At 48.9% G+C, this 21497-nt stretch carries 15 protein-coding genes; 3 read left to right on the forward strand and 12 right to left on the reverse strand.

The window, feature by feature from the left end; genetic code table 11:
* The first annotated feature begins 2 nt into the window (after positions 1-2).
* The gene (locus tag M2133_RS14855) at positions 3-1718 is read left to right on the forward strand and encodes an acyl-CoA dehydrogenase family protein (protein WP_277466986.1); all 1716 of its coding nucleotides are present in this window, start codon (positions 3-5) and stop codon (positions 1716-1718) included.
* A gap of 136 nt (positions 1719-1854) precedes the next feature.
* Here the strand turns inward: M2133_RS14855 and M2133_RS14860 are convergent, their stop codons facing one another.
* From M2133_RS14860 to M2133_RS14900, 9 genes are all read right to left on the reverse strand, one after another.
* The gene (locus M2133_RS14860; RefSeq protein WP_277466987.1) at positions 1855-3423 is read right to left on the reverse strand and encodes a sulfatase; all 1569 of its coding nucleotides are present in this window, start codon (positions 3421-3423) and stop codon (positions 1855-1857) included.
* A gap of 10 nt (positions 3424-3433) precedes the next feature.
* Positions 3434-4828, reverse strand: a complete 1395-nt coding sequence (locus tag M2133_RS14865; protein WP_277466988.1) for a sulfatase — start codon at positions 4826-4828, stop codon at positions 3434-3436.
* A 47-nt stretch (positions 4829-4875) separates the two neighbouring features.
* Positions 4876-6501, reverse strand: coding sequence for an outer membrane protein transport protein (locus tag M2133_RS14870; RefSeq protein ID WP_277467020.1), 1626 nt, complete (start codon positions 6499-6501; stop codon positions 4876-4878).
* Between the two features lie 55 nt (positions 6502-6556).
* Positions 6557-7918 carry a hypothetical protein gene (locus M2133_RS14875; protein ID WP_277466989.1) on the reverse strand — a complete coding sequence of 454 codons (1362 nt, stop codon included), beginning with the start codon at positions 7916-7918 and terminating at the stop codon, positions 6557-6559.
* A 233-nt stretch (positions 7919-8151) separates the two neighbouring features.
* Entirely contained in the window at positions 8152-8613 is a 462-nt protein-coding gene (locus tag M2133_RS14880) for a DUF4293 domain-containing protein (protein WP_277466990.1), read from the reverse strand.
* Positions 8614-8712: 99 nt separating this feature from the next.
* Positions 8713-9045: a DNA-directed RNA polymerase subunit omega gene (locus M2133_RS14885; protein WP_277466991.1), complete on the reverse strand. Its 333-nt coding sequence runs from the start codon at positions 9043-9045 to the stop codon at positions 8713-8715.
* Between the two features lie 27 nt (positions 9046-9072).
* Positions 9073-9882: an outer membrane protein assembly factor BamD gene (gene bamD, locus M2133_RS14890; protein ID WP_277466992.1), complete on the reverse strand. Its 810-nt coding sequence runs from the start codon at positions 9880-9882 to the stop codon at positions 9073-9075.
* Between the two features lie 68 nt (positions 9883-9950).
* Complete coding sequence (locus M2133_RS14895; protein WP_277466993.1) at positions 9951-10376, reverse strand: amino acid-binding protein; 426 nt, start codon at positions 10374-10376, stop codon at positions 9951-9953.
* A 13-nt stretch (positions 10377-10389) separates the two neighbouring features.
* A complete protein-coding gene (locus tag M2133_RS14900; RefSeq protein ID WP_277466994.1) occupies positions 10390-11691 on the reverse strand; it encodes a phenylacetate--CoA ligase in 1302 nt (433 codons plus the stop codon).
* 811 nt (positions 11692-12502) lie between these two features.
* Between M2133_RS14900 and M2133_RS14905 the strand changes: the two genes are divergently transcribed.
* Positions 12503-14563 carry an acetate--CoA ligase gene (locus M2133_RS14905; protein ID WP_277466995.1) on the forward strand — a complete coding sequence of 687 codons (2061 nt, stop codon included), beginning with the start codon at positions 12503-12505 and terminating at the stop codon, positions 14561-14563.
* Between the two features lie 252 nt (positions 14564-14815).
* On the opposite strand, the gene M2133_RS14910 is transcribed toward M2133_RS14905, so the two are convergent.
* The 3 genes from M2133_RS14910 to M2133_RS14920 form a co-directional block, all read right to left on the reverse strand.
* Positions 14816-15892, reverse strand: coding sequence for a hypothetical protein (locus M2133_RS14910; RefSeq protein ID WP_277466996.1), 1077 nt, complete (start codon positions 15890-15892; stop codon positions 14816-14818).
* 114 nt (positions 15893-16006) lie between these two features.
* A complete protein-coding gene (locus M2133_RS14915) occupies positions 16007-17296 on the reverse strand; it encodes an L-serine ammonia-lyase, iron-sulfur-dependent, subunit alpha (RefSeq protein WP_277466997.1) in 1290 nt (429 codons plus the stop codon).
* Between the two features lie 167 nt (positions 17297-17463).
* Entirely contained in the window at positions 17464-19584 is a 2121-nt protein-coding gene (locus M2133_RS14920; protein ID WP_277466998.1) for a M3 family metallopeptidase, read from the reverse strand.
* Positions 19585-19730: 146 nt separating this feature from the next.
* On the opposite strand from M2133_RS14920, the gene M2133_RS14925 reads away from it, so the two are divergent.
* Entirely contained in the window at positions 19731-21497 is a 1767-nt protein-coding gene (locus M2133_RS14925) for a dolichyl-phosphate-mannose--protein mannosyltransferase (protein ID WP_346843246.1), read from the forward strand.

Here is a 21497-nt window from a genome sequence, read left to right on the forward strand (position 1 = left end):
TTATGGCTAATTACTTTTTAGACACTCCCGGTTATAAGCACCACCTTCATCACCCGTTAATGAAACGGATTGTAGAATTGAAGGAACGCAACTATACCGACAAAGATAAATTCGATTACGCGCCTTTTGATTTCGAAGATGCAATGGACAGCTACGAAAAAGTACTGGAGATTGTCGGAGAGATCTGCGACGAGATCGTTGCACCCAATGCCGAAGGGGTCGACCACGAAGGACCGACCGTAAAAGACGGACGGGTGACCTACGCTTCGGGCACACAGGTAAACCTCGACGCCGTACGCAAAGCCGGCCTAATGGGAATGGCTATGCCGCGCCGTTATGGTGGTTTGAACTTCCCGATCGTTCCGTATATCATGGCGGCCGATATGGTATCGCGTGCCGATGCGGGCTTTGAGAACCTTTGGGGATTGCAGGACTGCGCCGAGACCTTGTATGAGTTCGGTAACGAAGACCAGCGCGAACGTTATATCCCCCGTATCTGCGGTGGCGAGACAATGTCGATGGACTTGACCGAGCCGGATGCGGGAAGCGACCTTCAGTCGGTGATGTTGAAAGCGACCTATAGCGAGAAAGACGGCTGTTGGTATCTGAACGGTGTGAAACGTTTTATCACCAACGGTGATGCCGACGTGCATCTGGTATTGGCGCGTTCCGAAGAAGGAACCCGCGACGGCCGTGGTCTTTCGATGTTTATCTACGACAAACGCAACGGTGGCGTGAACGTGCGCCGCATCGAGAATAAGATGGGTATCAAAGGATCGCCCACTTGCGAATTGGTTTACAAGAACGCGAAAGCCGAACTTTGCGGCGACCGCAAATTGGGATTGATCAAATACGTGATGGCGTTGATGAACGGTGCCCGTCTGGGTATCATGGCGCAGTCGGTAGGTCTTTGCGAAGCCGCTTACCGGGAAGGTTACAGCTATGCAACCGAACGCCGGCAGTTTGGCAAAGCGATCATCGAATTCCCCGCCGTGTATGAAATGGTCGCATTGATGCGTGCCAAGACCGATGCTTCCCGCGCGATGTTGTACGAAACAGCCCGTTTCGTTGACATCTATAAAGCGTTGGAAGATATCGCCCGCGAGCGTAAACTGGAACCGGAAGAACGTCAGGAGCAGAAGAAATTCAGCCGTTTGGCCGATGCCTTCACGCCGATGGGTAAAGGAATGACTTCGGAATATGCCAATCAGAACGCTTACGACGCGATCCAGATCCACGGGGGTTCCGGTTTTATGAAAGATTACGCTTGCGAACGCCTTTATCGCGACGCGCGTATCACCAATATCTACGAAGGAACGACACAGTTGCAGGTCGTAGCGGCTATCCGCCACGTCACCACCGGTACGTACCTCGGTCAGATCCGCGAGTACGAAGCGTTGGAATACAAACCCGAACTGGAACTGATGCGTCAGAAACTGATCGAAATGACCAACAAATACGAAGAGTTGGTACAGATCGTTACCGACCGTAAAGATCAGGAGATATTGGATTTCCATGCCCGCCGCCTGGTTGAATCAGCCGCGCATTGCGTGATGGGATACCTGTTGTTGCAGGATGCGAATAAAGACGAAACGTTCCGTCGTTCGGCTGAAGTGTATATCACTTACGGACAATCGGAAGTGAACAAGCACTATTCGTATATCACGAACTTCGATTGTGGCAGTCTGGGATACTTCAAACCGACAACAACTGCCTGAGATCAGAATCAGGATGATCAGGATTTAACACATTGACAGGATGTTCCTGTCAACAAAAAAAGAGAAGGCTCAACGCCTTCTCTTTTTTTATCTCCTTAAACCCCTTAAGCCCCTTAATCCCCTTAAGCTCCTCAATTCACCAATACCCCTCCCCCATAATCTCCCGCATCCGCGAAGAATCCGCATCCGTATCCCCCACTTCCCGGCGAAGCTGCCACAATTGTTTTTTCATCTCACCGATCACCCGGGCATACGCCGGATTATCGTATTGGTTCTTATCTTCATACGGGTCGACCATCAGGTCGTAGAACTCCCACGTCGGAGCTGTAACTACATCGTCGGAGCCTTGCGTATCGAGTTTATCGCCATAGAGGAACATCAGTTTGTAGCGGTGATCACGAATCCCCAGGTGTGCGGGGCGGATCCGATGCTGTGTCCAGTAACGGTAATACATGGCCTCGCGCCAGTCTGCCGGCGTCTCTCCTTTCAGGTTCGGGCGGAAGCTACGTCCCTGCGAATGTTCGGGCAGGCCGACCTGGGCATAATCAGCCAGCATCGCGGCAAAGTCCACATTCAGAATCATATCGTTATTGCGCGTTCCCGCCGGGATCTCTTTCGGATAGCGGATGACAAAAGGCATACGCAGCGACTCTTCCAACATCATGCGTTTATCGAAGAAGCCATGCTCGCCCAGGAAATAGCCCTGGTCGGAGACATAGACCACGATCGTGTTCTCGCGCAGTCCCGCTTCATCCAGATAGTCCAACAGGCGCCCGATATTATCGTCGATCGCCGCGCCACAACGCAGATAGTCCTTGATCATCTTCTGGTAGATCGCTTTCCGGGCAGCAATACTGTCCATACCCTGCGTCGAGAAGGGCAGTTCAGGATAGCGGCACCACCAGGCATCGGGGTCCTTCGAGGCCGTCTCCCAACGCCAGCCCATATTCTCCAGTTGCTGGCCGGGGAAGGTACGTCCCGACGCTGCAGGACCGAATTCCATCATGTTCTCCGGTTCAGGAAACTCCACATCATCATAGAGATGTCGCAGCCGCTCGGGGAAATCCCAGGGCTCGTGTGTCGCTTTGAAATGACAGAGCATCATAAAAGGGCGGTCTTTGTCGCGGTTGCGCATCCAATCGATGGTCATATCCGTCACGATATCCGTCGAGAAGCCGGGAATGGTATCGCCTTGCTTGCGCACATCATCGTCGGCCCAGTTCGTTTCATTCTTCATGATAGGGTCGTGGTATTCGCCTTGATCGTGAAAGACATAGAAGTTGTCGAAACCCGCGGGTTTCTTCTTCAAATGCCATTTACCGAACAATGCGGTCTGATAACCTCCCGCCTGCATCTGCTTGGCGATATTGTCCGCCTCCGGATACAAGGCATCCGAGAGCGTATAGACACCGTTCACATGACTATAAGCGCCCGTCAGGATCGCCGCGCGGCTGGGTACGGAGATCGAATTGGTACAAAAGCAGTTATTCAATACACAGCCCTCATCCGCCAGGCGACGGATATTCTCGTTCTTCACGTAGTTAGCCAAGACTCCGCCATAGATCCCCCACGACTGCGAGGTATGATCGTCAGACAAGATGAAGAGGATATTGGGGCGTTCCGTAGTGGCTTCTTTCGCTTCTGTCTGCTCGAAAAGGGCCAAAGGAGCAATAGCTAATCCTAAGGAGAAAGTTAGTTTATGCATGTTGTGATTATTAATAAGCCAGACGTCTGTTACTTCCCGGGTTTCCAGTCAAGTCGTCACCCAGATCCCGGCGTGCCTCTTCGGCTATCTTTTCCAGTTCTTTCACAACGGTCGGGTTGGCAAACTTCACATTGTAGCGCTCTCCCGGATCACGGCGCAGGTCATAGAGTCCACCTTCATGGTTGAAGTTCTCGTTGGCTCCGCCCGGGCGTCCGTCATTACCCGGTGAAAATCCCTCGTAGGTGCGTCCCGGATGGGCAAATACCAGCTTCCATTCGCCGTTGGTAACCGCCTCGAGGTTGTTTTTGCGGTAATAGAAATAGAACGACTCACGGGGTGTAGCCTCCATATCTCCCATCATTAACGGCAAAACACTTACTCCATCGATCCGCTTTTCCGGCAGGGGGGCTTCGGCAATTGCTGCCAGTGTAGGGAGAATATCCATTCCTGCTATCAGTTTATTGCAGGCAATCCCTTCGGGGATAGTACCTTTCCAGCGCATCAGGCAGGGAACGCGTTGTCCTCCTTCGTAGGTGGTGCCTTTCCCTTCGCGCAGTCCACCGGTGCTTCCGGCATGGTTGCCATAGTTGATCCACGGGCCGTTGTCGGAGGTAAAGATGATTAATGTGTTTTCCGCAAGGCCTGCTTTATCGACTGCTTGCAGTATCTGTCCAACGCTCCAGTCTATTTCCATCATCACATCTCCGTACATACCTTCCTCCGACTTGCCTTTGAACCTGTCGGATACTCCCAAAGGAACATGGGGCAGAGGGTGAGGCAGGTAGAGAAAGAAGGGGTTCTCTTGGTTTTGTTCGATGAATTGAACTGCTCTTTCGGTGAATCGTGCCGTAAACAGGTTATGATCCGGCATAGTCTCAATCACCTTTTCTCCTTCGTAAAGCGGTAGTGGCGGATAATAGTTCTTTGTGGTCGGATGGTTGGGCCACATATCATGTGAATAAGGAATGCCAAAAAACTCATCGAAACCGTTTTGCAACGGCATATATTCCGGCACACAGCCCAGATGCCATTTACCAAAGGCTGCGGTTTTATAATTCTTTTTCTTCAATACCGTGCCGATCGTCTCTTCTTTATTGCTTAATCCGTAAGTAGAAGAATGGTCGATAGCCCCGGCAAAACCGATACGGTTCGGATAACAACCGGTCATCAACCCGCAGCGGGAGGCACTACTTACCGCCTGCGGCGAATAATAATGCGTAAAGAACATCCCTTCGGATGCCATACGGTCGATATTGGGTGTTTGATAACCGGTTGCCCCGGTAATACTCAAATCACCATATCCCATATCATCCAGATAGATAACGATAAAATTGGTATGATCGGCAGCCAGGGCGCCCAGAGCGATCGAGCCGAGTACCGGGAGTAATACGTGTTTTCTATTCATCTTTCATTCCGATTTAATTCTGAATCCAAAGATAATAAAAAAAGTATTTAGAATTTATACCCGAAAGTAAGCGCCACCCGTGTACGATTGGTTTTTAAGGAGGCGGGTTGAGCTTTGATAACATAAGACAGCTGATTAGCGTCTGTGTTTTCTATTATACTTGAAAACGCATACGCATCCTCCTTGTACGAAGTCAACACACAGGCCAGGTCGGTATAAAACTGCGGCGTAAAGCGATAACCGAAACCAATGGTATAACTTGAAGAACCTTTATCCACCGTATAATGCGGAACGGTACCTACGGTATAAACCGTGATCTCGTTATTCTTAAAAGGATCTTTGACCGGGCTATCCGTAAAACTTCCACCGGCACGTACGGAGAACTGAGGCGTCACCCGTACCTCCGCACCCAAACGGATGGTATTACCCATTTTGAAGTTATTGCTGATATCACCATTTACATCACTGTAATAAGGTGTTTCCTCACCGTAAAGATCATACATCTTCATGTTCTTGTAATTGGTCATCTCGTAATCCAGGCTGATCAAAGCCGATTGTCCGATAATACCGGCAATACTGAAGATCCATTTATCCGGCGAACGGAACTCATAATCGGTATAAGGTTTGTTTGTCGGCGTCTCTCCTTCCCAGTCTCTTTCATGTTGCCCTTCACTGTCGTTCCAGGTCAGATACGCTCCGGCATTCGCATAATAATAGTCGGTCATCTTATACCAGGTCGGAGAATTATAAGCCACTCCTAAACGCAGGAAGTCCGTCGGTCGCACGATCGCTCCTACATTAAAGCTGTATCCGCTACCATCCGTACTCAAGCCATTGTCCAGATAAAGATAGTTATCATTCGAAAAAAGCTCATCATAAGAAGAACTCATATCGTAATTGATGTCCGTCACTGAGAATGTACCGCCAAGCAATACGATATCCGAGATATTCAAACCGAACGAGAGATCATATTTATCTATCGCCCCCGACTCGTACACATTCAACAACGCATCGTCGATACCATAGGGTGCTCCCGGGCCATTCGGTCCTCTATCGTTGAAAGAGCTGTAATACGATTCCGGATCATTGCTGTAAGCATCCATAAATCCGGCCTCATAACCTAAAACCGAAAGCCAGTCCGACACCGAATTATAAGGATTATAAGTGGTCGTTTCCAACAGGTCATTCTTATGATTGCCATAAGCGCGGGCGGCCATATAATCACTCAGGGAAGTATCCAGGTTGCCTCCGGAACGCATCGAATAGTTTCGATGGAAGCTTTTCACGCGATTATAAGCAAAGCCGGCATTCCATCCGATCACGCCTTCATCGCGTCCGGTGGGGAAATAGCCTACATACGCGATATTATCGAAGTTGAACCGGGTTTTCGTCTTATCCATACTGACACCCAGCCAATCGGTTTTAGCCTGAGCAGAGGTCACGCTCATCGTTGTGACCACCTCCGATGTCCGGTACACGGCCAATCCGGCGGGGTTCTTACTCATGGCCGAGATATCTCCGCCTAAAGCGCCAAAGGCTCCACCCATACTCATATAACGGGCAGTCCCGTGCAAGTCTGTTTGCCCAAAGCGATACGCTTCCAGCATACCTTGCGAAAAAGCAACGCTGCCACAAAGTGTCAGCGCTACTAATATTATTCCAAATCGTTTCATCATTGTTTATAGATTTAATCAACCAACACACATATTCACACACTCTCTCCATGCATTAGCGACGACCGCCACCGCTTGAGCGGCCTCCGCCACCGCCACCACCACTGGAAGAAGAAGCTCCACCGCTTGAACGGCCGCCTCCGCCACCGGAGCTATACGAACCGGAAGAAGAGCTACTGCTTCTGGATTGAGCCGGTGCGCTATAGGATCTACTCTGTGAAGAGGAAGAAGAACGTCCGGAGTACGTTCCGCTGTTCGATGAACTTCTGCCCGAGGAGGAAGTCACCGCCTGACGGGTAGAGCTGGAACGGTTGTTGCTGCCGGCTACCCGTGTACGGGATGAGCTGGACTGTGCTTCACGTGTTCCAACGGTTGATGTACTCTGACGGCTTGCATTCGTAGTGCTCTGGCGGGTGGTTACCCCACTCTGGCGGGTGGTTGAGCGGGAACCGGCTCCGGAATTCACCGCAGCGTCCCGGCGTGACATACGCTCCGTAGAGGTCGTGCCCACACTGCTGCCGCGGGATCCGCTTGTCGTCGTTCCGCTTCTCAACGAGGAAGCTGAAGAGCGTCCGTTATTGTTTGCGACATTCGCATTTGTCGTTGTGCCTGAATTATGTCTCCCCCGCAAAGAGGAAGAGCGTCCGTTGGCATAATGACGTCCTCCGCCATAATAGCCTGATGAATAATAGTCGTGATGATGATGATGTCCCCAGTATCCACCGTAGTATCCACCCCATCCGCCGTAATAATGCGGGTAGTAGCCGGCGTAGAATCCGCCCCAGCCCCAGCCGAAGCCCCAGCCGTAACTCCAGTAGGGATTATAATGCCAGGAAGTGTGCCACCAGGGGTTATATCCCCAACCGCCGTAATGCCAGGGATCGTACCAGGAATTATATCCCCAGCCTCCCCAGCTGTTACCAATATTGATATTGAAGCTTACGTTGGCTCCTCCGTCCGAATAGTCCGTATCATATCCGTACCCGTAATAGCCGTCGCTCAGATAGAGATCAACCTGATCTGCTCCGACAATGGATATCTTACTGGGGGAATGATAGCGGATGATACGTTCGGAATATTCCATGTCCGAACGGCGTTCAGCCTTTGTGACCACCTCTGTGTCTTCGGGATAATAATCACCGTCTTCATAATAGGTTTCTTCTGCCTCTGCTCCACTATAACGACGGTTGTATTCATCGATATCCCGGTCGGCACTTGCAGTCCGGGAAGTAGTGCTGCCGGCAGCAGCCACATAGACCACTTCTTCTTTGGGTTGTATCACTTTTTTCTCTTCTACCGCAGTACTCTTTTTGTTTTTTCCGGAAGAGAAATATACATCATCGAAGAACTCCTGCGCCGAGCTGCTGAATGCAACAAGGAGCATCAAAAGCATAGATGTTAATTTCATTCGTTTCATAACCTGTTTCTCCTCTTTTAAAATATATATACTATCTGTTTTTTCTTAGACTTCGTTCCGATAAATTGGTTTAATGCCTTGTACGCACTAAATATAGATCTGTTCATCCTATTCACAAATATAATGAAATAACAATAGGTCCGACCTATATATATCTTTTTTAACGTTAGGGCGCGTACACAAAAACATTTATTATAAATAGATGCGAAGAAACAGTGAAATGCTGCACGGTTTTACCGCAGCCGGTTCAATGAGCGCACCAATGCCTCATCTGCCCCGATATTACGGATAGCCAGATAATTCAGGATCATGCCGACAAAAGGGAAAGAGAGCGCGAACTTCACACTCAGGGAGGCGTTTTCCATATCGCCTTTCAGGTTGTATATAAAGAAGATAAACAATCCGTAGAAGCCGATCATCAACAGCATATTAAAAATACAGAAGCGGATTTGCAACATCCGGTTCCGAAACAGGAAAATAGTCACAAACGCCACCAGGGAAATGATCGCCACCAATCCGAACAGCCCCCAGGTAGGGTAGATCAGTTGCATCTCGCCCGTCATGGCAGTCAGCCCCGTGGCATCAAAACGAAATAACTCGACGCCGGACTGCAATACAGCCAAAGGCATAAAAAGAGTAGCCACAAACAGGGCTACTATAATCAGAAGATATACGGTTTGTATTCTTTGTAACATTACTTTATCAGTTGAAAGTTGAAAGTTGAAAATTGAAAGTTGAAAATGAAAGAGAATACTCCTCCGTTTTCAACTTTCAACTTTCAACTTTCAACTAAATTAGAAGTTATTTTTTTCTTTCGCCGGGTTCTTGAAGTAAACCTTTCCTTCCAGGTATTCCTGGGTTGCGATCAGCGTTGACTTGGGAAGTTTTTCGTAATAACGTGAGATTTCAATCTGTTCCCTGTTTTCAAAAACCTCCTCCAGGTTATCATTGTAAGAAGCAAATTCCTGTAATTTCTTTTCCAGGTCGCCTTTCATTTCCACACTGATCTGGTTGGCACGCTTCGAAATGATCTTTACCGTTTCGTAAATGTTACCCGTATCAGCCGACAGCTGAATCATGTCACGGGTCACCGTATTGGCAGGAGCATTTGATTTTCTGTAATCCATATTCTTATTCTTGTTAATTAAATTTCATCAATAAGTATCTGTAATCCGCTTGCTGGCGTAGTCGTAATAGCGTTGCACCTGGCGGAGATATTTCCCTTCGGGATATTCATTTACATAATTATAATATTCATCTACCACATCCCGGTAGCGGCCCTGCAGTCTTTCTTCGATACTGATCAGTGCCTGCTCGTACTTGGAACGGATCACATAATACATAAACTCTTCCCGGTATTTGCTATACGGATAGTTTTTCAACGCATTCTGTGCCGTAATGATACTGGACAGGTAGTTATTTCCCATATAGGTCCCCAGGTTGTAATACAATTCCGTTACCCGCAATTCTTTATAGGCCAGCTTCTCCTGCAATTCGAACAGGATATTCTGCGCTTCGGCAGCCCGTTCGCTTTGCGGATAATATTCCATATAAATCTGCAATTGCTCGATCGCTTTATAGGTCTGTGCCTGGTCTAAACGGGGATCCGGCGAATCCAGGTACAAGCCGTATCCGGAATAGAAACGAGCCAATTCGGTGTACTCCCCTTTCTGGTAAGTCGTGTAATACGTTTCGAAATATTGGGCGGCCGTCTGGTAATCCTTCTGGCCGTAATAACTTTGCGCCAATAGATAAAGAGATTCTTCCGCATAAGCCGATCCCCGGAAAATCGGGTACAACTCTTCCAGCAAAGTGGCTGATTTAGAGTATTGCTTTGCGTTAAAATACTTTTTCGCATACGAATACTTATATTCGTAATCCGTACTCTTCAACACCCGGTTATATTCTCCGCACGAGGAAAACAACACGGTCATCATCATCAAAAAAAACAGACTCTTCTTCATTCGGATACTTTTAGCCGGCAAAGTTAGTGTAATCCCGGCAATAAACGAAACACTAAACGTTAAAATATTTACAACTTGTAGAGATCGCTGGCGCCTAACAATTCCACCTTATTGTCCTGCAACACCTGGATACACTTCTCCAGATTGTCCGGACGGATCACTACATTGGCCGTTTCTCCTTCCGAAAAAGCATACATATATTCCACAAAAATACCATTCGCCGTGATTATCTCCATCGCTTTGGCCAACGATCCCGCCACATTGGGACAACGCAGACAGACCACATCCGTCACGCTGACGCCATACAATTTATCGCGCAACACCCGGATCGCCTCTTCCGTATCCGACACGATCAGGCGAAGGATCCCGAAATCCGAATTCTCCGACACCGTAAACGCCGTCATATTGATACCGGCATCCCCCAATATCCGGGCCACTTCCGTAAAGCGCCCTTTTTTATTCTCCAGAAAAATTGATAATTGTTTTGCTATCATATCTTCTTAATTATTAATACAGTTTCCTATTATCCTGAACATGCTTGGCTTTCCCCATGCTGCGCTCGATGCTGCGGGGCTCGACGATCTTGATATCCGGCTGGATGCCGATCACACTCTGCATCCGGGCGGCAATCTTTTTCTTCAACGCCAGCATTTTATTCATTCCATCCGAATAGAATTCCGGACGCAGTTCGACCTGCACCTGGAAGGTATCCGTATTGTTCACCCGATCGACCACAATAAAATAATGCGGCTCGAACTCGGGCAATTCCAGAATCACCGACTCGACCTGCGACGGGAACACATTCACACCGCGGATGATCAGCATATCGTCGCTACGGCCCAGAATACGACCCATGCGCACGGTCGTCCGCCCGCAGGCGCACTTTTCGTAATTCAACGAAGTCAAATCGCGTGTCCGGTAGCGCAACATCGGCATACCCTCTTTGGTCAGGGTCGTGAACACCAATTCCCCCTGCTCGCCCGGTGCGACCGGTTGCAGCGTGACCGGATCTACAATCTCCGGAAAGAAATGGTCTTCCCACAGGTGGGTACCGTTCTGACATTCGCACTCGCCCCCTACTCCCGGACCGCAAATCTCTGTCAGACCATATATATCATAAGCTTTTATATTCAGTTTTTCTTCCAGCTCCTTGCGCATATTCTCCGTCCAGGGCTCGGCGCCAAAAACGCCGATCCGCAGCTTGAACTCTTCCAAGGGGATATCCGACGCATGGATCGTTTCCGCCAGATACAGGGCGTACGACGGTGTGCAGCACAGGATATTCGCCCCGAAGTCGTGCATCAGCTGGATCTGCTTCTCCGTATTCCCGCTACTGATCGGGATCACCGTACCGCCCAAGGCTTCCATGCCCGAATGGGCACCCAAGCCGCCGGTAAACAGGCCATAGCCGTAAGAGATCTGGGCGATATCATTTTTCGTGGCACCGTAAGCACAGAGGCAGCGGGCAACCACTTCCGACCACATCGACAGGTCTTTGCGGGTGTAGCCCACAACGATCGGTTTGCCGGTCGTGCCCGAAGAGGCATGCAAGCGTACGATCTCCGACATCGGAGAAGCCATCAGCCCGAAAGGATAATTATCGCGAAGGTCCTGCTTGACAGTAAAAGGTAATTTAACAATATCATCAATCGATTGAATATCATCCGGAGTAATATCCATTTCTTGCATCTTCCGGCGATAAAAAGTCGAGTTATGATACGCATGTTCAACCACGCGTTTCAGTCTGTGACTCTGCAATTTATGCATATCTGCGCGACTCATCGTTTCGATCATCTCATTCCACATCATTCCATTCCAATATTTAGTCGTTTTACAAATCCTTCTATTCGGGCACAAAGTAACTACTTTTTCTCATCCATTCACCCAAAATCCTTTATCTTTATTCGTAAAATAGCCTTTTCACTTACAATTCCACAATTTCAAACATAAATATCGAAAGCATTTTCATTCCACTCCATTCCATTCTTATGGTTTATTAATCATTACTCAACATTATTTAATACAAATAGTTAGCCCACGTATTCAACAACCCTTATCTTTGCATCGTGGTTTTTTCATAATAGTATTAGATTTAAGGTTAACAAAGTTGGTTAGGGGTTGTCGGGAGACAGCCTTTAATTTTTTTATAGAGGGGCTATTGCGGCTCCTTTTTTCGGATCATCCCTTCTTTTTTTCCATAAGGCCAACGGCCTACGAAATAACGATTTATAGCAGATTTCTAATTCCCTGAAAATGAAACATTAATATCCCCTTCCGAAACTACCGGTAGTTTGTGCACAAAATACCGGTAGTTTATCGACAAAATATTAGTAGTTTGTGCACAAAATACTGGTTTGAAAAAGAGGGTTGCGGAGGGAAAAATCGGGCACGCTCATTTTGTTAAATTATCAACGTTTTCAGCCTTAAAATAAGAAGATAAAACAGGAAGGCAGCTTGAAATAACAATGTCTTTTTAAAGGATTCCTTTTCGTGACAATCCATCAGGGAGGCTGAAGGTCAGAATAATCAAAGTGTAAATAAATTACACCAGAAATGCGTATATTTAGGATTTAAATCTTATATTTGTTTCAGAAAAACACATCTAAACAAACATTATGTTATGATCAATCAAGGATTAATCAACCCGCAAAGCATCATCGTAGTTGGTGCTTCGAACAACGTACACAAACCGGGCGGCCGCCTGATGCGAAACCTATTGGATGGGAAATACAAAGGAACGCTTTACGCGGTAAACGCTAAAGAATCTGATGTACAAGGTATTAAATCGTACGCCAGCGTCAACGACGTGCCCGAAGCCGATTTGGCCATCATCGCCATCCCTGCCGCTGCCTGTCCGGAGGTAATTGATATTCTGGCGAATAAGAAAAATGTCAAAGCGTTCATTCTCGTCTCTGCCGGCTTCGGCGAAGAGACTAAAGAAGGGGCAGTATTGGAAAACAAGATCTTAGAGACGGTAAACAATGCCGGTGCCTCATTGATCGGGCCGAACTGTATCGGGGTGATGAACACGAACTACCACGGGGTATTCACCCGTCCGGTACCGGAATTTCATCCCGAAGGGGTCGATTTCATCTCCAGCTCCGGAGGGACGGCACTCTTTATCATGGAGTCGGCGTTGACCAAGGGATTGCGCTTTTCTTCCGTTTGGACAGTCGGCAACTCGAAACAAATCGGCGTAGAGGATGTATTGGAACACATGGACCGCAACTTCGATCCGGTATTCGACTCACGCATCAAGATGTTGTATATCGAACAGATCAAAGATCCGGACAAACTCCTGTTCCACGCTTCTTCCCTGATCAAGAAAGGCTGTAAGATCGCCGCGATCAAATCGGGCAGTACCGATTCGGGACAGCGTGCCGCTTCCTCACATACGGGAGCCATCGCCAGCTCGGACTCTGCTGTGGAAGCTTTGTTCCGCAAAGCGGGTATCGTGCGCTGCTTCAGCCGCGAGGAATTGACGACCGTAGCCAGTATCTTCACCCTCAAAGAGGTGAAAGGCAAAAACTGCGCCATCATCACCCATGCCGGCGGACCGGCGGTGATGCTTGCCGACGCCCTGTCGAAAGGTAACCTGAACGTACCGGCATTGGAAGGTCCGTTGGCTGCCGAATTGAAATCGAAACTGATCCCGGGCGCCGCCGTGGGCAACCCGATCGATATTGTGGGTACGGGAACACCCGAGCACCTGGCGACAGCGATCGATTACTGCGAGAACAAATTCGACAATATCGACCTGATGATGGTGATCTTCGGTAATCCGGGACTGGTACAGGTGTACGATGCCTACGAGACACTGCATAAAAAGATGGAAGAATGCCAGAAACCGATCTTCCCCGTATTGCCGTCGATCGTTACGGCAGGGCCGGAAACCAAAGCGTTCGTTAAGAAAGGCCATGTCAACTTCTCGGACGAGGTAACCCTGGGAGCGGCACTTTCACGCATCATCAACACACCCAAACCGGCATCGACCGATATACAATTATATAATGTAGACGTGCCCAAGATCCGGCGCATCATCGACGAACTGCCCAGTAGCGGCTACCTGAGTCCGGAGAACGTACGGATCCTGTTGGGCGCTGCCCAGATTCCGATGGCGGAAGAGATCACCTCGGCCGACAAAAAAGAACTCTTGGCCTTTGCCAAACGGGTGGGTTATCCGGTGGTGGCCAAAGTGGTCGGACCGGTACATAAGAGTGATATCGGCGGGGTAGCCTTGAATATCCGCACGGAAGACCATCTGTTGTTGGAGATCGAGCGCATGATGAAACTGCCGGAAGTAACCGGCATCCTGGTGCAGCCGATGTTGAGCGGACAGGAATTGTTCCTGGGCGCGAAATACGAAGAGCGCTTCGGACATGTGGTCTTATGCGGCTTGGGCGGTATCTTTGTGGAGGTATTGAAAGACGTATCCTACGGTCTGGCGCCTCTCTCCTACGAAGAGTCCACTTCGATGATCCAAGCCTTACGCGGCTATAAGATCATTCAGGGCACACGCGGACAGAAAGGCATCGACCAGCAACAATATGCCGATATTATCGTGCGGTTGTCATTGATGCTGCGCTTCGCCACGGAGATCAAAGAGATGGATATCAATCCGTTGATCTCAACCGACCGCGGACTGTTTGCGGTGGATGCGCGGATAAGGATTGAGAAATAAGGGGCTTAAGGAAGCTAAAAGGCCTAAGGGGCTTAAGGGGTCCAAGAGGCTTAAGGGGCTTAAGGGGCCTAAGGAAGCTAAAAAACACAAGAAAGAAGGGATAACCACTAAGCGGTTATCCCTTCTCCTTTTTTAAGAAATCCCTTAAGGCCCTTGGCTCCCTTAGACTCCTTAGACTCCTTGGATCCCTTAAGCCCCTTGGACCCCTTAAGCCCCTTAATCTCCTTAATCCCCTTAATCCCCTTAATCTCCTTATTGCTTAATAAAAGGCAACCCCAGCTCCAGCTCCTGCGCCATAGGCAGTGCCTGAAGGAGTTGAGCAAAGCCTTGCATTTCTTCGGGCAGACTACCAACCAAAGCCGGACCAGCCAATTCCAAGACAGCCAATAACTGCTCTTTGGCCAGCTTAAAGGTAATGATACCATCCGCCTCGACATAAGCGATCGGCAATCCGTAATAGCCACCCATATCAGTCAACAGCGCCAGGATTTGCTCTACGTTGATACCGTATTGCTCCAACGCACCACCCAATATTCCAACCATTGCCACGATTGATTTATCCAATGCGACATAGATCACACCGTCTTTAGCTGTGTAGTAGATATTAGTAAGCTGAGCGACAAATTCCGGCATTCCGGTCGGTTCAGTCTCACCCAGTTTGGTCCAGTTCACATTGAATACACCTTCGGGGCTCAATGTTGCATTCACCGCGCTCACCTTTCCGGCGATCAGTCCACCCAACATCGGGCCAACAGTTTCCAAGGCTGCATCCGTTGCCGGATCACCCGTAACCGCATGCCAGTACACCGGCACATAAGGCATCATCACGCCCGGCGCCTGCTCGGGATAGAGTTCCGCTTCGGTAACCAAAAGTGCCAGATTACCGGTCACCGCAGAAGAAAGGGTACGCGTAATAGCCAGCGTCATCTTCTTTGAGGCGTCGATCTCACCGCTGATCACGATCTTGCAATCGTCAACAGTCGCATTTCCATTGACCGAATAGGTTTCACCCGATTTGGCCAACGTAGCCGAGATGGATACCTCCGCTGCATCAGGCACAACATTCTTCAGGGAAACCGAAGCCGCTGTAGCCGAAGTAGCAGCAACCACGACTTCCTTTTCAGCGCTCGTCAAAGCAACTCCTGTCAAAGTTATACTATGCTCAGCAACCTTATACGTCTTTGAAAGATCTTTCCAGCTTTCATCAACAACCGGCACTTCAGGTTCTTCCGGTGTGGGGATCACAGGATCATCATCGTCATCACTACAAGCCACAAACAATCCCAAACTACACAATAAGGTGAATAAATACAATAGATTCCTCTTCATAATTCTATTCTTTAGTTATACATAAAACATCGAAAAAACGAGGCTAAGGTAATATTTTTCGTTCATATTATCTCTTCTCAACTATGAATTCATTGGTTATAATATAAGATCACCTCATTTTCCGATCATAATATCCAAGACAAGCCTATCGGTCGCTTCCATTCCTTTCGAGCCGATAACGGTCAGGTTGGCCACCGATTTATCCACGTCTTCATCGATTATGCCTTCGACACAGGACACCACCTTATCCTCCATCGCCATCAGGGCGGAGAGCATGGCCGTCGACACGCCACTGGACACTTTCATGGCGCAACTGGGCTTGGCGCCGTCGCAGATCATGCCCGTCAGGTTACCGATCATATTCTTTATCGCATAGATAATTTGTTCGCGGCTGCCACCCATCAGGTAGGTGATGCCGCAACTGGCGCCCGTTGCCGCCACCACACAGCCGCAGAGCGCCGACAACCGGCCCAGGCTTTGTTTCATATAGATCACCATCAGGTGGCTTAACATCATCGCGCGGACCAATTCTTCTTCCCCGCATTGGATATCTTCGGCAAAAGAGAGTACCGGAAGCGTTGCCGCCAGGCCCTGGTTGCCGCTTCCCGAATTGCTCATCACGGGGATCATCGCCCCATCCATACGGGCATCGCAGGCAGCAGCTGTCATCGCCAGCATCCGGGTGTACGAGGAATCACCCAGCCATTTCCGACCGTTCGGACCGGCCACGATCTTACCTACCGTATGCCCGAAGTTGTTATGCATCGATTCTTCGGCGGCTTTGCGGTTCAGATCGGCAGCTTGCATGATAAAGCGGATCTCGTCCAGGGGAGTCTCGGTAGCAAAGGTATATACCTGGTCGAATGTCAGCGTCAGGTCTTGTTCTTCTTCTGGCTCCTCTGTAAGCGAACAGTCTTTTTTCCGTTTGTCTTTAACCACCTCACCGTCTTTCTCTTCGTAGACAATATCCGTATGGCAACAAGCGATAATGGCGCATGAGTCGGCACCCGCGGCTTTAGCCCGGACTTCGATATAGAGTTTATCCACTCCCTCTTTCAGGTGGATCGTGATACAACGGCTATCGACCATCGCCCGGCCTTGCTCCAGCGCTTCGGGTGTCAGGTCGCGCAAGACCTCCAATCCATAGGCGGACTTGCCGATCAGCGTGCCCAATGCAATGGCAATCGGCAGGCCGACCATACCGGTTCCCGGAATGCCTACGCCCATCGCATTCTTCAACACATTGGCCGAGAGCCAGACTTCGATTTGTTGGGGAGTTTCTGTTAATAGCTCGGCAGCGCGGGCGGCTGCTAAAGCAACGGCTACAGGTTCCGTACAGCCAATTGCCGGTATTACTTCCCTCTTAATCAGGGAAATTATCTGATCTTTAGTTTGTGCGTTCATAAATTGTTTAAGCTTCTATATTAGATTCGTACGGGCAAAGATATAAAAAAAGAGGATGAACACAGGGTTGTTCATCCTCTTTGTTTTTCTAATTGTCATACAACGTTCGCTTAGCGAAGCGCAAAGCAATTGTCAATTGTCAATTGTCAATTGTCAATTATCAATTATTATTTAAGTCCTCTATTCTTCAACAGCGGTTCCGTATTCGGTTCTTTGCCGCGGAAGTTGACATACATCACCATGGCGTCGTCGATTCCACCCGGTGTCAGTACATAGTTGCGGAACTTACGAGCCGTCTCGGGATCGAAGATATCACCGGTTTCGACAAATGCCTGATAAGCATCGGAATCCAATACTTCCGACCAGATATAGCTGTAGTAACCAGCCGTATACCCACCACCCATCGTATGATTGAAGTAGGTCGTACGATAGCGGGAAGGGATTTGTTTCAACAGGCCGCGATCGCCCAATACTTTACTTTCGAAAGCCACCACATCGAAGTTCGCCGGTACCTCTTTCAACACATGGAAATCCATATCCAACAAAGAAGCCGCCAGGTATTCGGTCGTAGCGAAACCCTGTCCGTACTTGCCGCTCTTATCCAATTTCTCAATCAGTTCAGCCGGGATCACTTCGCCCGTTTCATAATGCTTGGCATATACTTTCAATACTTCCGGTTCGAACACCCAATGCTCCATGATCTGTGAAGGAAGCTCCACAAAGTCACGAGGCACACCGCCGATACCATAATAATGTACATCGCGGAACAAGCCATGCAAGCCGTGTCCGAATTCATGGAATAAGGTATTGGCTTCGTCGGCGCTCAACAAAGCGGGCTGACCGGCTGCCGGCTGGCTGAAATTACATACGATCGTCACCAGGGGAACAACACGTTTGCCTTTCTCGTCATAGGTCTGTGAACGGTAGCTGCCACACCAGGCACCGCCCTTTTTGCTTTCCCGTGGGAAGAAGTCCCAATACAATAGGCCTAAAAGCGTACCGTCTTTGTCTTTACATTCGAACACCGTGGCATCCGGGTGAGGCAGAGGCATATTATCCAACTGCGTGAAGGTGATGCCATACAGTTTATTGGCTACATAATAAGCCCCGTCGCGCACGTTTTCCAGTTTCAGATACGGGCGTACCTGGTTTTCATCCAGATCGAACTTCGCTTTCTTTGCTTTCTCGAAATAATAACGCCAGTCCCAACCTTCGGCGGTAAAATTTTTACCTTCTTTGGCGATCTCTGCCTGAATATCTTTCAGTTCGTCTTTCGCTTTATTCAAAGCCGGCGTCCAGAGTTCGTTCAAGAGGTTAAATACATTCTTTTCGTTCTTCGCCATCCGTTCTTCCAGCGTGAAGTCGGCATAGGTATCATAACCCATCAGACGGGCTTTTTCCAGGCGCTTCTCAACTAATTGTTTAACGACCTCTTTGTTATCGTTTGCATTGTTGTTATTGCCGCGCATGGTGTATCCTTTGAAGATCTTTTCGCGCAGCTCACGATTCTCAGCATATTGCAGGAAAGGCATCACACTGGGGTTATGCAAGGTAAACGCCCATTTGCCTTCGTGTCCTTTGGCCTTAGCCGTTGCTGCCGCATTGGCGATCAGGGCAGGAGTCAGTCCGGCCAGGTCTTCTTCTTTATCGATAAGCAACAGGAAGTCATTGGTTTCTTTCAGCATATTCTGACCGAAAGTAAGCTGAAGCATAGAGAGTTCGCTGTTCAACTCACGCAGTTTATCCTGCTTGTCGGCCGGCAGGTCAGCGCCACCGCGCACAAAGCTCTTATAGGTTTCTTCCAGGAGTTTAGCCTGTTCTTTATCGAGTCCCAACTGGTCTTTCTTTTCATAAACCGCTTTGACACGGGCAAACAACTTCGGATTCAGGCGGATATCATCGCTATGTTTGGAGAACAAAGGAGACATCTCGCGGCTCAGGGCTTCCAGTTCATCCGTTGAGTTCACGCTGCTCTGTCCACCGAACACGATACGTACCTTGCTGAACAGTTCGCCGGCCTGGTCCATCGCCACGATGGTATTCTCGAAAGTAGGCGCTTCCGTATTGTTACAGATCGCTTCAATCTCGGCCATATGCTCTTCCATTCCCTGGAGGAAAGCCGGTTTGTAATGTTCCAGTTTGATTTCCTCAAAAGGAGGCACACCAAAAGGAGTAGTATATTCGGAAAGGAATGGGTTTCCTCCCGTTGCTTTCTCTACCTTCTTCTCCGTACAGGCAGAGGCACACACTAAAAGCGCTAAACTGACAGCCATAAATCCTTGTTTCATCTTGTTTTAATTTTTAGAATTGGTATTCAAATTAGTACGTGCAAATATAGTAAAATAATCAAAAGGTAAAAAAGTCTGAGCGGGATATAAGAAAAGTCGGTAAAAAGCCGTTCTTTTGTACTTTATAAAAGATAAAAACAAGTTCTATGCGTACTTCTTTTCTACAGAGTCTTTACCTGCAAAGGCCCGTAACCCTTATGATTCTCCTTTGCGCGCTAACCGTATTGCCCTGGATCGGTTTGGGGGAATTTTCTACCAAAGGAGAACCCCGAGAAGCAGCCGTAGCCATCTCCATGATGGAGACAGGGAATTATATCTTACCCAAGACGTATGCCGAGGAATTTGCCTACAAGCCTCCCATGGCGCATTGGCTGATGGCCGTATTCTCGCTGCCGCAGGGACACGTATCGGAATTCACCGCGCGCCTGCCTTCCGCTTTAGCTTTTATCACGATGATCGGATTTATCCTGGGCTTCTTCGGCAAGCGGATAGAGAAGTTTCAGATCCCCATCATAGCCGCTTTCCTGTTGATCACCTGTATCGAGATCCACCGGGCGGCCATGACCACCCGGGTCGATATGCTGTTGACCTCTTTTATGGTTATCGGGCTGATCCAGCTTTTCCGGTGGGAAGAGATGCTGGAATTAAAGGGCTTGCCTATCGCCATCCCGATCCTTCTGGGATGCGCCGTACTGACCAAAGGGCCCGTGGGGCTTATCCTTCCCCTGTTTGTGTTCTTCGTTTACCTGTTGATCCTGGGCAAGTATCGTTTCTGGCGAATCGTGAAAGCTTTATTTTATATCACGATCTCTTCGCTGTTCCTGCCGATGATCTGGTACGTAGCGGCCTGGCAGCAAGGAGGGGAAGACTTCCTCGAAGTGGTCTTAGCCGAGAACTTCGGCCGCTTCTTTAGCATGGATACGCCGGATATCCATTACGAATTGGGGCATGAAAGACCAATTTATTACAACTTCACCACCTTGATTGCCGGATTTATCCCCTGGACCTTTATCGTATTCTTTTCGCTCTTCGGCCTAAAGATCCGTAAACCGGAGAAGTCGTTCAAGCAGATCCTGGCAGATTGCTGGCAGAAGATACGTTCGATGGAAAAGGTCTATCTTTTCAGCCTGGCGGTCGTAGTCTGTGTCCTGTTCTTTTACTCCATCCCGGCCAGCAAACGAAGCGTGTACCTGATGCCCGCTTACCCGTTTATCGCTCTTTTCCTGGCGCAGTATATCTTGTATCTGGCCGAATACCGGACGAAAGTGACCCGGATCTTCGCCGCTTTCATGGCTTCGGTCACCGCTATTGCACTGGTCGCATTGCTATTGACCGCCTTTGGCGTGATCGATCCGGTAGCCCTCACCGCCCGGTTCACCCCAAGAACAGATATACATCATACCGTCAGTACGATTGCCGGCCTGTTCACTTCGCCCGACCTATTGACTATCGTCATCCTTCTGAGTGTTGCCACCTCACTGGGCGTTGTCTGTTACCAGATGTTCCGGAAGATCAACCTCAAGATCCTTTATGCGACCATCGGTTTGATGATCTGCATCCACTTTATGATCGACGGTATCATCATGCGTGGAGAACGCATGAGCAATTCCTCTCGCCCTTTTGCCGAGAAGATCATGAACGAGTTCCCATTGAATAAAAAGAATATCTACGTCACAAACGACCTGCGTGAATACACCAACCTCTATGGAATGAACTTCTATATGGGTAATATCTTCCATAACTTCGAGACCGTACAACCCGGCGCCGGTTATTTTCTCTCCACCGAAAGTGATTTGAAAAAGATCGAACTCAAATACGGAGACACCTATGTATTCCAACCCCTGGCAATCACTCCGGACAGGAACAAGGAGGTTCGTCGCAAGATTGTATTGAGCAGTTTTGAGAGGAGATAG

It is taken from the genome of Parabacteroides sp. PF5-6 (assembly GCF_029504695.1).
Taxonomy (GTDB): Bacteria; Bacteroidota; Bacteroidia; order Bacteroidales; family Tannerellaceae; genus QVMG01.